Here is a 12,981-nt window from a genome sequence, read left to right as displayed (position 1 = left end):
CCGAAGGCGCCCGGCTCGCCCCCAACCCTCCAGGGAACCAAAGCCGAAAATCCTATACGCGAGTTTTGGGGCGTGCAGTGAGGGAGGCTGACAGCCCCTCCCTCGAATATCCTCAACACGAAGGCGAGCAAAGCGCTGCATCGGAGTGAGGTGACCACCGGTTTTGGAGCTGGAGGTAAGGGGCAAGTTCAGCGGCGTGCCGGAAAGCACGCCCGCACGGGCCGTTTCCAGATCCTTTCAAGACGAGATCGAACAGGATGCCTCGATTGATTTACGACCTGCGGCCAGTCGATCGGATCACAGCGGATGCGGTGGGCGAGCCTGGACGGCGGACGTTCTACATCCAGGCCCGTCAGGAGGATGTGCTGGTCACCATCCTGTGCGAAAAGGAACAGGTGAGGGCCCTGGCTCATTCCTTGGAGGAGATTCTGGAGGAGATCAATGAAAAATATCCACGCCCCCTGGGGCGGGAGCCGGACGAATCGGAGCTGCAGCTGGAGGAGCCCCTGGAGCCGTTGTTCCGGGCCGGTCGGATGGGGCTGGGTTATGAGCCTCGGGGGGACTGGATCGTTCTGGTGATTCAAGAGCTGGCGGAAGAGGATCAGGATCCAGATCTGCTGCGGGTGGTGCGTTTCTGGGCCACCCGGGAGCAAATGCATGCCCTGAGCCGCCATAGCGCCGATGTCGTGGCCCGAGGCCGTCCCCTCTGCCCGCTGTGCGGCCGCCCGATCGATCCGGAAGGGCATATCTGCCCTCGCCGGAACGGGAAGGCGGTGGTGTTCTAAATGGGAACAGGGTGACACAGCACGCCAGGATCGCCTCCAACCTTTATGCGCTAAGGAAGCAAATGGATGGTTCCCCGTCGTTTGCGCTCTGGCACAGCCCGGAGGATCCCCGAGCCGTTGCCTCCTGAAACGCCGAAGGAGATCGTCCTCCGATGGCTCCGGGAGGGGGAGATCCAGCTCCTGGGCCTGGTCCCCTGGGGATCCAATGCGACGTTTCTGGCAGTGATCACCCACGAAGCCACATCCGGCCTGGCGATTTATAAGCCCCAGCGGGGCGAGGAGCCTCTGTGGGATTTCCCTCACGGCACGCTCTGCTACCGCGAGGTGGCTGCCTATGTCGTGAGCGAAGCCCTGGGCTGGGGCCTGGTGCCTCCCACCGTGCTGCGATCCTCCGGCCCGTACGGCCGGGGGGCCCTCCAGCTCTATATCGACGCTGACCCGGAGGAGAATTACTTTACCTTCCGGGAGGACCCGGCGCTGCAGCCTGTGTTGATGCGCCTGGCCGTGTTCGACCTGATCACCAACAACGCGGATCGTAAGGCCGGACATTGCCTGCGGGACCGCAACGGGCGGATCTGGGCGATCGACCACGGGATCTGCTTCCACGCGCAGCCGAAGCTGCGGACGGTGATCTGGGATTACCAGGGCCAAGCGATCCCCGAGGACATCGTGGCGGAGGTTCGCGTGTTCTATCAGCGTTTGAAGGAAGATGTGGGCTTGCGGGCGGAGCTGGCCCGTTTGCTGAGCGCAGAGGAGATCGCGGCGCTGGAGGCGCGGACGTTGGCCCTCCTGGAGCGCCCGGTCTTCCCGCACCCCGGCCCCTGGCGCTCCGTGCCGTGGCCGATGATTTAACGTCTCCCTAGAAGAAGGATCCAATGGTTGCGCTCCGGATCTCGGAGCACTCGGACCCCAAAGTCTTTCTCGCCCTCCTCGAGTTGGATCTCCTCGGCCCGAAAGGGCGTGGGAAGGGAGGATGGAAAAAGCCTCCACAGGAGTGCCTAATGATTGCTTCAAGGCATGGAGGGGAGGGCCTTCCGAAAGGCATTTCATCCGTGGCGGAGTTGCCTTGAGGGATGACGCGGGGCCTAAGTCATGGGGCGATCACCACGCGCACGGCGTGCTGTTCATCGGTCCCATCGGGGAAGGTGCCGCTGAGGAGCCGGCCGCGCCCCCGGGGCTGGACGTAACCGTCGTTTTGCACCACTCGGGCCCGAAGCACATATTCCCCCGCCTCCGAAGGGGTCCACCGGTAGCGCCAGACGGTCCAGACATAGGGGGTGGGCCCTCGGATGAGCTCAGCCTCCTGCCAGGTCCGGCCGTCGTCGGTGCTCACCTCCACCCGCGCGATCCCCATCGGGCCGGAGAAGGCGATCCCCTGGAGCTCCATCGGCTGCGCCGGGAGCATCCCGGAGCTGGGCGCATCGATGCGAGAGTTGGGCTTGATGATCGCTTCCTTCGACCAACCCTGGCCCTCCCAGTAACCGATGTGCTCCCCCCGGATCAGCTCGATGCGGGTGATCCACTTCGGCTGCTTCATGCCGTAACGGCCCGGCCAGAGGGCTCGAAGCGGGAACCCATGCGCCAGAGGTAACACTTCGCCGTTCATCATATAGGCGAGGATGGAATGGGGATCCCGAGCCAGGCCCACCGGGATGCTGGTGTGGTAACCGTCCGCCGCGTGGAAAACCACCTCGGTGGCCGTCGGGCGAACGCCCGCCATGGCGAGCAAATCGGCCATCCGGATCCCTTTCCACACGGCGTTGCCGATGAGATCCCCGCCCACCGGGTTGCTGATGCACTCCAAGGTTCGCATCTCGATCACCGCGGGCATGGCGAGGATATCCGGATAGGTGAGGCGAAGCGGACGCTCCACCTCCCCATCGACCTCCAAGATCCAGGTTTCGATCCGCACCTGAGGGATGGTGCTGTATTTCACCTCGTAGAATTCCGGCGTTGGGGTGATGGGGACAGGGGATTCGATGTCCCAGCGCTCCGGGGCGGGGAGCTGGATGGGGATCGGGGTGGAAGCCGGAGCCTGGTCGGGCGTGGGTTGCGGGAGCCGGAAACGCCGGGCGCACGCGGCGGCGGCCGCTCCGACCGCCCCGCCGATGAGGAACCGCAACACTTCTCGTCGTCGCCAGCGCACGGAAAGCTCCTTTCAAACGGAGATCACACCGGCCTTCAGGTCACCGTCTGCAGCCGTTCGGCGATCTCCTCCGGGGTGCGGGCGGGCGGCAGGCAGCGGTCGCCCACGCACACGTACGCCGCGGGGAGCCCATCCAGGGGGAACCCCTGGGCCTGGATCGCCGATGCATCGCGTTGAGGGTCCATGGGCACAACGATCCGAAGGAAGGGATCCCCCCGCCAGGCGGCCGCCAGCAAGCGCCGCGTGGCCGGGTCCTCCATCGGGCCGATCACATGGATCCGCACGGGTTCCGTGATCGCCCGGTAGACGGCCAACCCGTAAGGGGCGGCCACGAAATCGTATTTTCCATACTCCTGCTCGAAAGCCAGCAGGGTTCGCTCCGCGACCTCCCGGGCCGAGCGCTCCCCGGTGAGATCGTGGAGGGTCAAGTAGAGCTCAGCGGCCACGGCGTTCTCCTCCAGCGGCTTCTGGCGGACGCGCAGGGCGCCGAGGGCGCGGGGATCCTCCGGCCGGTCGAAGAAGCCACCGCCCTCCATGTCGGCCAGGGCGGATTCCATGTAGGTCCGAAGCCGGAGCGCCCGCTCCAGGAAGCGCGGGTCGCCGGTTCGCTGGAAGGCCGCCAGGGCCGCCCGGGCGTAATGGACCTGATCGGCCAGCAGCGGGGGGACGCCTTTCTGGTCCGCCCGCTCGCCATGGACATCCACATAATGAAGGAGGGCGCCGACCTGGGCGTCGAAGGCCAGCGTCCAGAGCGCCTCCAGGGTCCGGACGGCTTCCTCCTGGAACGCGGGCTCTTGGAGGAAGTCCCCCGCGATCATCCACGCGAGGGCCATCTGGCTGTTCCAGTTGACATAGACCGTGCGATCCACCGCGGGAGGGGTGCGTTGCTCCCGCTCGCGTCGGGAGAGGGCGTAATATTCCTCGTCCGCGTCCTGGCTGCCCCAGAACACCCCCCGCTCCGGATCATACAGGGTCCGCCGGACGTATGCGATGGCCTTCACCGCCGCCTGTCGGAGCCCCTCATCTTGGAGGGCCTCCGCCGCGCACAGATAAATGGGGATCAGGCGGGCGTGGTCCTCCAACATCTTCTCGAAATGGGGGAGGCTCCAATCGCGGGTGGTGGAATACCGGAACCACCCGCCCTCCACGTGGTCGTACATCCCGCCGTCCGCCATCCCGTGGAGGGTGCGACGGATCATCTCCGCCAGCCGCTCGTCCCGCCGTCCGCCGCGGAGGTATTCCACCAACAGAAGGAGACACGCTTCTGGGTGGGGGAACTTGGGCGCCTCCCCGAAGCCTCCATAGACCGGATCATAGGCGCGGGCGATCAGCCCGATCAGGTGGAGGGGGATCGTCCATGACAATTGGGCTTCGGGCCGGGCTATGGGGCGGCTTGTCTCCTGCCGACGGCGGGCGATCTCTTGAGCCCGGCGCCGGATCTCCTCCCGGCCCGTCCGGTAGTACTGGAGCACCTGAAGGAGGACCTGGCGCATCTGCATCGGAGGGATATAGGTGGCCCCGGTGAGGACCTCGCCGTCGGGGGTGAGGAAGACGGTAGTGGGCCATCCGCCCATGTTGTAACGGGCGTTGATGTCCGGCCGGCGGTCCGTGTCCACACGGATCGGGATGAAATAGGTGTTGATCAGCTCGGCGATCTCGGGGTCGGAGTAGGTGCCGGTGTGAACGGGGTCGCCGGGGATCCCGCGGTCCATCACATGGCACCAATGGCACCAAGTCGCGGAGATGCTGAGAAGGATCAGCTTGTCCTGTTCCCGGGCCTCCCGGAACGCCGCCTCGCCCCACTCCCGCCACTGCACCCGCGCCTCGCCCATCGCGTCCTCCTTCCCTGCGGGAGAAGTGATCAGCATAGTGATCGTTTTTCATCTCCATCATACAGAGCAGAGAGGAAGGGGTGCAACTTTCCATCGATCTATGCCTCTCCTAAAAATCCACGATCGGTTGGGTGTGGCCATAGAAGGCCTGTCGGGACAGGCATAAGGGCCTGCCCACATCCTCATATCGCGGGGGCTGCACCGATGTAGGGGCACCCACAAGGGGTGCCCCTACATCGGTGCCTCATTGAGGTCAGGTTGTTCGCATTCACCAGGCCTCCTATCCTTCACATCTTTGGTGAGGACTCCAGCGTCCTGCCAGTGGAATTTCGAGGGGAGTTCATAGACAATGGGAGGTTCGGATGTGGATCACCTCACCCCGGAGTAACTACCCCAAAATCAAACCGCTGCCTGACGCGTCTATTGACAAATTTTTTGACCCACCTGATGATAGATAAAGCGCTTTACAAATTAGCGGGGAATCGTTTGTTGGCGGGCTATGGATCCCTGCTGATCATAATCGGAGGGGACCCATGTGGACACGGATACTGCTCCTGTGGGTTCTGGCAGGGGTTTTGGCGAGCTGTCGGCCGACGCCGAGGCCCACGCCCACGGCGTTGCCTCCGTCCCCCACGCCGTCGCCAGCAGAGGAGCCGCTCTACCTGGCGCTGATCTGGCATCAGCACCAGCCGTTCTACCCGAAGGATCCCCAGACGGGCCTTTACACCCGCCCCTGGGCCCGGGTGCATGCGACCAAGGATTACTACGATATGGCCGCCATCCTGCGAGGTTACCCCAACGTCCACGTGACCTTCAATCTCACCCCCGCCCTCATCCGCCAGCTGGAGGATCTGGCCGGGGGGGCAAAGGATATCTACTGGGCCCTCGCGGAGAAGCCGGCGGACGCGCTCACCGATGAAGAGAAACGCTTCGTTCTCCGTCGGTTCTTCGACGCGAACTGGGATCGGGTGATCCCGCGTTTCCCGCGCTATCGGGAGCTCCTGGAGAAACGGGGCCGCCAAGCGGATCCGGCAACGATCGAGCGGGCGCTGGCGGTTTTCACGGTTCAGGATTTCCGGGATCTGCAGGTTCTCTTCAACCTCGCCTGGTTCGACCCTGATTTCCTGAACCAACCTCCGCTGGAGGACCTGGTCCGCAAGGGGCGGGACTTCACCGAAGCGGATAAGCAAACCATCTTCCAGGAGACGCGACGGATCCTCCGGGAGATCCTCCCCTTACACAAAGCGCTCCAAGATGCCGGCCAGATCGAAGTGACCACCACGCCCTATGCCCACCCCATCCTTCCGTTGATCGTCTACTCGGATCTCGCCCGGGTGGGGAACCCGGAGGCGCTGCTGCCGGATCCCCCCTTCGTCGCTCCGGAGGACGCGCGGGAGCATCTGCGTCGGGCGGCCGCGCTGTATGAAGCCCAGTTCGGCCGGGCGCCGCGAGGCCTCTGGCCCGCCGAGGGCGCGGTGGCCCAACAGATCATCCCCATGGTCATCGACGCCGGCTTCGTCTGGATAGCCTCCGGGGAGCCGGTTCTGGCCCGCTCCCTGGGCTTGAGCGACTTCACCCGCGATGCCCAGGAGACGGTGGAGGAGATCGATCTCCTCTATCGCCCCTACCGCCTCTCGGATCCTCAGGATCGCCCCCTCTTCATCGTGTTCCGGGATGGGGTGCTCTCCGACAAGATCGGCTTCACCTATTCGGGGATGCCCGGGGAGGCGGCGGCGGAGGATTTCATTCGCCGTTTGGAGCGGATCCGGGACAAGGCCCGCGCGAAAGGGGTGAAGGGCCCGCTCTTGGTCTCGGTGATCCTCGACGGCGAGAACGCTTGGGAGTATTACGAGAACGACGGCAAGGCGTTCCTCCACGGCCTTTACCGGCGCTTGAACGAGAGCCGGACCATCCGGACGGTCACCCCTTCGGAGTTCCTCCGAATGTTCCCGGAGGCCGCGCGGCCGCTCCCGAAGTTGTTCCCGGGCGCGTGGTTCAGCCCGAATTATGACACCTGGATCGGGGAGGTGGAGGAGCGGGAGGCGTGGACGGCGCTCCGGCGCACCCGCCAGAGGTTAACAGAGTACGAGGAAGGCCGGAAGCCAGCCTCCGCGGAAGCGCTGGGGCGGGCGCGGGAGGCGATGTTGCAGGCGGAGGGATCGGATTGGTTCTGGTGGTATGGATCGGATCAGGACAGCGGGCAGGACGATTACTTCGACGAGGCCTTCCGGTCGCTCCTCCGACAGGTCTACGAGGCCTTAGGGGAGCCTGTCCCCGATTTCCTCTCGATCCCCATCGTGCCCCCGCGCGCGGCGGAGCCGGCGACGCCGTTTGCGGGGCCGATCACACCGACCATCGATGGCCGGGCGTCCTCGGGGGAATGGGATGCGGCCGCCCGATACGCCGGGGACGATCCGTCCCTCCAGGGGTTCTGGCTGGGGGCGGATCGGACGCATTTCTATGTGCGGGTGGACGGGACATGGGAAGGGGATGTGGCGTTCGGTTTCTATATCGCCGCGCCGCAGGGGGCCGGACGGGCGGGCTTCTCCATGGATCCCTTCGGGCCGCGGGCCCCGTTGGGGTTCGGGGCCACCCACGCGATCCGGGTGATCCGCCAGGGTGGGACGGTGAAGGCGGAGCTGATGCAGGCCGGGGCGGATGGCCAATGGGTCCCGGGGCCGGGGGCGCTGCAAGCGCAGCTCGGGGAGGGGACGCTGGAGCTGGCCTTGCCTCAGTCGGCGCTGGGGTCCCTGCAGGCTGGGGATCCGGTGCTTTGGAAGGTGATCGTCTCGCGGCCGGGCGGCGCGGCGCCGCTCCCGGCGTTCGGTGTGGCGCGCTTCCCGATGCCCGATTTCGGGCTCGCGGAGGTGATCCTGGACGTCGAGGATCCGGAGCGCGACGATCACGGACCTGGAAGCTACGTGTATCCCACCGACCCGGTGTTCCTGCCGCAGGTCTTCGACCTGAAGCGGTTCCAAGTGGGGAGGGAAGGGGACGATTTGGTCTTCCGTTTCGAGTTTTACGGGCCGATCCCGAACCCCTGGGGTTCTCCGAACGGCCTGGCGCTCCAGACCATCGATGTGTACATCGATCGGGATCCGGGGAAAGGGACGGGGGCGCGGTTGCTGTTGCCCGGCCGGAACGCGGCGTTGGCGGAGGGGTTTGGGTGGGAGATCGCGTTGTGGGCGGAGGGGTGGACGCCGGGCGTCTACGCGCCGGATGCCCAGGGGAAGCCCAAGCCGGTCCCGGGCGCCTCGTTGCGGATCGCGGTGAACCCGAACCAGCGCACCGTCCTCCTGCGCGTCCCCCAGCGGATCTTCGGGGCCGGTTTCGATCCGCAGCAGGCGGCTTACCTGGCGGTGGTGCTGAGCCAGGAAGGGTTCCCATCGCCGGGGGTGTGGCGGGTGCGGGATGTGCTGCCCCGCGCGGCCCAGTGGCGGCTGGGTGGAGGGCCGGAGGACACCAACCACACCCGCATCCTGGATGTGGCCTGGCCGGCCGGAGCGCAGCCGACCCAGGAGGAGATGCTCTCCGCCTACCGACCGTCGCAGGAGATGAACATGGACCGTCTGGGCCCGGAGGATTTCGCCCAGTTGCGGATGCGGTCGCCTTCGAAGTGAAGAACCACAAAGTGAGCGGGGCGTCGGAAGGCGCCCCGCTCATCATATCTCCCCCTTACGAGCGGACGGCGAGGGCTTGGCGTTCCATTTCGGCCCGTTGGCGGCGCAGCTCGGCCAGCGTTTTCTCGGTGTGGGCCATTAACTCCGTCAGCTCCTGGCTGGAGCGGTGGAACGCCCGCCCCAGAACCTTGAGGAAGAGCAGGAGGATCCCCAAGCCCCGTTGCACATCCGGGTCCCCCATCGCCTTCAACAGAGAAGCCGGCCCGGCCCGCGGGAGTTCCCTCATCCGTTCCGGCGTCAGCTCCCGGTTTAATTCCTCCACCAGCCGGCTCATGATCACGGTGATCAGGGTCGGCTCGAGCAGTTCCACCCCGTGAAGGAGATAGGCCAGGTTGGCCCCGATCTTCAGCAGGCGGGGGTCCATCAGATACGACAGCGAGTCCGGCACGAGCTCGGTGACATCCTCCAGGAAAGCCAGCGCGCCGCTCTCGTTCATGCGAACCAACAGCGAGAGGGCGCGCTCCAGCGCTTCCTGCACTTTCGGGTCCTGAACGGTCAGCTCGGTCATCGACGGCCTCCAAGGCACGGGGTTAGCTCAGGTAGGTCGCGAACCACATGGATTCGAACATCATCTTGACCAGGCGGATGGCCTTGCTGCGGCCCAACACCCCGCACGAGGGCGGCCCGGACAGATCGAGGATGCGGGTGAAGTCGCACATGGGCAGCACGGCGTCGTCGCCGAAGTCCATGATGCACATCGCCACCGGGGTGAAGCTCTCGCCGATGTAGGCACCCTTCAGCTCCGCCAGGATCTGATTGGCCACGAACTCCGCTTGGAAGTGGGCCACCACGCCGGCGGCCGGCAGGTTGATGGCGGGGTTCACCATGTCCCCGATCGCGAAAACATCGGGATCCGCCAAGCACCGGAAGGTCTTCGGATCGACCAGGGGGAATCCCGTGGGGGTTAACAGACCCGGACACATCCCGGCCGAGCTGGGGCGGTGCGGCGGAACCATAATGAGCAGGTCGAAGGGGATCTCCCGGCCATCGGTTCCGACCAGCGTTTTACGCTGCGCATCGATCGCCTGGGCGTTGAAGTTCCCTTCGAAGCGGACGCCCTTGGCGGAGAGGATCTCGGAGATCACGCCGCTGATCGCCGGCCCCATCGCGGAGAGGGGCTGGGGATGGGGATGGGCCAGGATGATCTCGGATTTGTCCCGCAACCGCCGCGCCCGCAGGGCGAAATCCAGTTGTCCGGCGATCTCATAAGGGGCCGGAGGACACCGGTAATAGGGCCCGGAGACGCCGATCACAATCCGGCCCCCCTGGAACCCTTGGATCGCCTCCCGCATCCGCAGGGCCCCATCGATGGTCCAGGGGTGGTAAGCGATCTCGAACCCTGGCATAAGATCCGGCTTCACCTCGGCCCCCAGGGAGACCACCATCAGGTCATAGGAGAGATCCTCATCGTTCACCCGCACGCGTTTTTCGGGGATGCGGATCTCCCGAACCTCCCCCTGGATCACCCGCACGCCCTTTCGTTCCAGGTTTTTCAGCGGGCGCCGCACCTGTTCCGGCTCCTTAAATCCCAACGCCACCCATGGGAAGGACGGCATGAACCAGTGATAGGGGTTGCGGTCCACCAGGATGATCTCATGAGCGGTCCCGCGGAGACCGCGAGCCAGTTTGTTGGCCACCACCAGCCCCCCGCTTCCGCCTCCCAGGATCAGGATCCTTGCCATATCTCGCCTCCCTTGGAAGGTTCTTCGCGAATCCGACGGTCGCTGTAGCCCCAGGCAGTGACGGATCAACCCCGCGTCCGGGGGATGGGCGCTGGGTCTCCCGTTGTTCCGGAGGGGGATCGGCCCCACTTGGTTGGATGCACCGACGACGGGGAAGGTGACAAGACCAAGGCGGCGCTGGACCCAACGAGGGGGAACAGTGTCCTACGCAGCGCGGGCGTTGCGCGTCAACCGGAGAACCTCTTCCAGAGGGTCCTGCCAGGGCTTCCACTCGGGGCGCTCGCGGTGGCCCTCGAGGAGGGCTTGGAGGGCCGGCCATCCGGGGAAAGCCTCAATCACCCCCCAGGTGGTGCAGGCCAGGGCGCCGGCGGCGTTGCCCAGGAGCGCAGCGGCGACCGGCTGGGCTCCCCGAGCCAGGCCCGTTAGGAAGCCCGCGTCGAAGGCATCCCCCGCGCCGGTGGTGTCCACCACGTGGACCTGGAAAGCCGGAAGCTTGTAATCTTCGCCTTCGCGCCCCAACAGCCAGCATCCGCGCTCTCCTTGCTTCAGCGCCACCCAGCGCAGCCGCTCGGCGACGTGGAACGCGGCGCGGGGATCCGGCCCGAAGAGGGCGACCGCCTCCGCCTCGCTCAAGAAGAGAAGGTCCATCCCTTGGAGGGTCCGGAGCACCACCTCCGGGACCGCTTCGCAGGCCGGCAGGCCCGGATCCAGGGCGCACAGACAACCTGCCCGGCGGGCTTCCTCGAACAGCCTCACAGCGGTGAAGAAGAGGGGACTTTCCTCCAGAAGGGCGTAGCCGGAAAGATGGAAGATATCGAACTGAGCGATTGGGGCGCGAACGGTTTCCTCGAAGGCGGCGAACCGGCTGGCGCCGCGCCCGGAGACCATGGTGCGCTCCCCATCCGGAGTGACCATGATGGCGATCACCGTGGTGGGGGCCTCGGGGCGGCGTTGCAGGGCTGTGATCTCCACGCCGCTCCGGCGCAGCGCCTGAAGCGCCCACTCTCCCAGGGGATCCTGCCCGACCGCCCCGATCAGGGTGGCGGGAAGCCCCAGCGCGGCGGCCACCGCCGCCACGTTGGCCGCGGATCCGCCCGCCCGGAGGATCACCTGCTCGGTGTGCACATCGCCTCCGCGCTCCGGGAGCCGGGGAAGCCTCAGGAAGAGATCGACCGTCACGTCGCCCACCGTCAGCAATCGCATGGACAATCGGCTCCGAAAAGGCCGGATCGCGCGCCGGGTCTATTCGCCTTGAGCCCGGGCCAGGGCCCGGTTGACGGCCTCCTCCGGCGTTGAAACGGTTTCGATCGGCACAGCTACGCCCGGCCGGTGAAGGCTCCACGTCCCCAGGCCGATCACCGGGATCCCCCATTTCAATGCCAGGGCGATCTCGGAGAGGGTTCCAAACTCCCCGCCGATGGCGATCACGGCATGGGCGACCCGCACGACGAGGGCGTTGCGCACTTCGCCCAGGCCCGTGGGCAGGGGGAGGCGCACGTATGGGTTGGCCTCCCGGTGATCGCTCCCGGGCAGGATCCCCACGGTCAGCCCGCCGGCTTCCACCGCCCCGCGGCAGACCGCCTCCATCACACCCCCGCGGCCGCCGCACACGACCACCGCACCGGCCGCGGCCAGGCGGCGGCCCACTTCGTAAGCCCACGCTTGTTCCTGGGGGGTGGCCTCCCCGCTTCCCACGACGGCGATGAGAAGGGGTCGGTCAACGTTCCAGACGTTCGACCTCATCCGCCGCTCCTCGCCCCAGCTGTCGGGACCGGACGTAAGCCGCCCAGATCGCCCGGGAGATCACCGTGCGGAATCCACCCTTCTCCAGGTGGTAGAGGGCCTCCGCGGTGGTGCCGCCCGGCGAGGTCACCTGGTTGCGCAACGCCGCCAGATGCAGGCCGGATTGCCGGGCGTAAAGAGCCGATCCGATGACCGTCTGGTAAACCAGCTGCTCGGCTACCCGTCGAGAGAACCCCAGATGGACCCCCGCGTCCACCATGGCTTCCATGAACAGGAACACGTAAGCGGGCCCTGTCCCGGTCAGGGCCGTGGCCATATCCAGGTAGCGCTCGTCATCCACGTAAACTTCCTCGCCCATCGCCCGCATCAGGAGGATCGCCTGCTCCCGCTGGCGGGTTGTGACCTCCTCGGTTGCCGTCCACACGGTGATCCCTTGGCCGATCTGGGCGGGGGTGTTCGGCATCGCCCGGATGATCGCGGGGACCCCCAAGCCCTCCCGGATCGTGGCGATGCGGACCCCGGCGGCGATGGAGAAGACGAGGGCATCGGGGTGGATGTGGGCGCGCAGCTCCGGGAGCACGCGGGGGATCACCTGGGGTTTCACCGATAGGACCACGATCCCGGCCTCCGAAGCCGCCTCCGGGTTGGAGGTGGTGGCCCGCACACCGTAGCGGCTTTGAAGCTCCAACCCGCGCTCCGGCCGCGGCCCGCTGGCGATGATATCCTTCGGATCGATCAGGTTGTCCCGCAACAGCCCGCGGATCATCGCCTCGGCCATCACCCCGCTGCCGATGAACGCGATCCGCGGCAGATGTGCGTCGATTGCCATCATTCCCCTCCTTTCGCTTCTCGGTATGGATCTGAAATTGAGAGACCTCCTGTTGCCTTCGGGCAACTATTGCGTCTTCCAGATTTGTTTTGGGGGTATGCGATGGGGAAGCCGGATGGCTCCTCCCCCCTTCTATCCCTCCCCGTGTATAGACCAGATACATGGGTGACACTTGTTCAGAGACATGGGTAACACTGGAATACGATGAGGGCACGACACCTGAGGAGGAGGTGGGACGTGCCCTGGAAGGAGTGCACCGCGATGTCCCTTCGGGCGGAGTTCGT

Annotated in this window: 10 protein-coding genes; 3 read left to right on the top strand and 7 right to left on the bottom strand. The window is 66.0% G+C overall.

Going from position 1 to position 12,981, the window contains the following annotated elements; genetic code table 11:
- Nucleotides 1–257 precede the first annotated feature (257 nt).
- Together ACFMO5_RS08070 and ACFMO5_RS08065 are read left to right on the top strand one after the other, a co-directional pair.
- The gene (locus ACFMO5_RS08070; RefSeq protein WP_376792239.1) at nucleotides 258–785 is read left to right on the top strand and encodes a DUF3090 domain-containing protein; all 528 of its coding nucleotides are present in this window, start codon (nucleotides 258–260) and stop codon (nucleotides 783–785) included.
- Nucleotides 786–851: 66 nt separating this feature from the next.
- Entirely contained in the window at nucleotides 852–1,637 is a 786-nt protein-coding gene (locus ACFMO5_RS08065) for an SCO1664 family protein (protein ID WP_376792238.1), read from the top strand.
- Between the two features lie 238 nt (nucleotides 1,638–1,875).
- Here ACFMO5_RS08065 and ACFMO5_RS08060 read toward each other — a convergent pair whose 3' ends face one another.
- Complete coding sequence (locus ACFMO5_RS08060) at nucleotides 1,876–2,931, bottom strand: molybdopterin-dependent oxidoreductase (RefSeq protein ID WP_376792237.1); 1,056 nt, start codon at nucleotides 2,929–2,931, stop codon at nucleotides 1,876–1,878.
- Between the two features lie 35 nt (nucleotides 2,932–2,966).
- The gene (locus tag ACFMO5_RS08055; RefSeq protein WP_376792236.1) at nucleotides 2,967–4,763 is read right to left on the bottom strand and encodes a thioredoxin domain-containing protein; all 1,797 of its coding nucleotides are present in this window, start codon (nucleotides 4,761–4,763) and stop codon (nucleotides 2,967–2,969) included.
- Nucleotides 4,764–5,296: 533 nt separating this feature from the next.
- On the opposite strand from ACFMO5_RS08055, the gene ACFMO5_RS08050 reads away from it, so the two are divergent.
- Entirely contained in the window at nucleotides 5,297–8,383 is a 3,087-nt protein-coding gene (locus ACFMO5_RS08050; protein WP_376792235.1) for a glucodextranase DOMON-like domain-containing protein, read from the top strand.
- Nucleotides 8,384–8,438: 55 nt separating this feature from the next.
- Here ACFMO5_RS08050 and ACFMO5_RS08045 read toward each other — a convergent pair whose 3' ends face one another.
- The 5 genes from ACFMO5_RS08045 to proC form a co-directional block, all read right to left on the bottom strand.
- The gene (locus ACFMO5_RS08045) at nucleotides 8,439–8,951 is read right to left on the bottom strand and encodes a DUF1641 domain-containing protein (RefSeq protein ID WP_376792234.1); all 513 of its coding nucleotides are present in this window, start codon (nucleotides 8,949–8,951) and stop codon (nucleotides 8,439–8,441) included.
- Between the two features lie 22 nt (nucleotides 8,952–8,973).
- The gene (locus ACFMO5_RS08040) at nucleotides 8,974–10,125 is read right to left on the bottom strand and encodes an NAD(P)/FAD-dependent oxidoreductase (protein ID WP_376792233.1); all 1,152 of its coding nucleotides are present in this window, start codon (nucleotides 10,123–10,125) and stop codon (nucleotides 8,974–8,976) included.
- Nucleotides 10,126–10,329: 204 nt separating this feature from the next.
- Entirely contained in the window at nucleotides 10,330–11,328 is a 999-nt protein-coding gene (locus ACFMO5_RS08035; protein WP_376792232.1) for a carbohydrate kinase family protein, read from the bottom strand.
- Nucleotides 11,329–11,367: 39 nt separating this feature from the next.
- Complete coding sequence (locus ACFMO5_RS08030; RefSeq protein WP_376792231.1) at nucleotides 11,368–11,868, bottom strand: TIGR00725 family protein; 501 nt, start codon at nucleotides 11,866–11,868, stop codon at nucleotides 11,368–11,370.
- Entirely contained in the window at nucleotides 11,843–12,697 is an 855-nt protein-coding gene (proC, locus tag ACFMO5_RS08025; RefSeq protein WP_376792230.1) for a pyrroline-5-carboxylate reductase, read from the bottom strand. The genes ACFMO5_RS08030 and proC overlap by 26 nt, the downstream gene beginning before the upstream one ends.
- Nucleotides 12,698–12,981 lie beyond the last annotated feature (284 nt).

It is taken from the genome of Thermoflexus sp., assembly GCF_042408365.1.
Lineage (GTDB): Bacteria > Chloroflexota > Anaerolineae > Thermoflexales > Thermoflexaceae > Thermoflexus.
Note: the sequence above shows the minus strand (reverse complement) of the source record. Positions and strands in the feature narration are given on the sequence as shown.

Excerpts from the sequence above, each read along its gene's own strand:
- ACFMO5_RS08030 (WP_376792231.1), bottom strand. The coding sequence starts at position 11,868 with ATGAGGTCGAACGTCTGGAACGTTGACCGACCCCTTCTCATCGCCGTC.
- ACFMO5_RS08065 (WP_376792238.1), top strand. The coding sequence starts at position 852 with ATGGTTCCCCGTCGTTTGCGCTCTGGCACAGCCCGGAGGATCCCCGAG.
- ACFMO5_RS08055 (WP_376792236.1), bottom strand. The coding sequence starts at position 4,763 with ATGGGCGAGGCGCGGGTGCAGTGGCGGGAGTGGGGCGAGGCGGCGTTC.
- proC (WP_376792230.1), bottom strand. The coding sequence starts at position 12,697 with ATGGCAATCGACGCACATCTGCCGCGGATCGCGTTCATCGGCAGCGGG.
- ACFMO5_RS08035 (WP_376792232.1), bottom strand. The coding sequence starts at position 11,328 with ATGCGATTGCTGACGGTGGGCGACGTGACGGTCGATCTCTTCCTGAGG.
- ACFMO5_RS08045 (WP_376792234.1), bottom strand. The coding sequence starts at position 8,951 with ATGACCGAGCTGACCGTTCAGGACCCGAAAGTGCAGGAAGCGCTGGAG.
- ACFMO5_RS08070 (WP_376792239.1), top strand. The coding sequence starts at position 258 with ATGCCTCGATTGATTTACGACCTGCGGCCAGTCGATCGGATCACAGCG.
- ACFMO5_RS08050 (WP_376792235.1), top strand. The coding sequence starts at position 5,297 with ATGTGGACACGGATACTGCTCCTGTGGGTTCTGGCAGGGGTTTTGGCG.
- ACFMO5_RS08040 (WP_376792233.1), bottom strand. The coding sequence starts at position 10,125 with ATGGCAAGGATCCTGATCCTGGGAGGCGGAAGCGGGGGGCTGGTGGTG.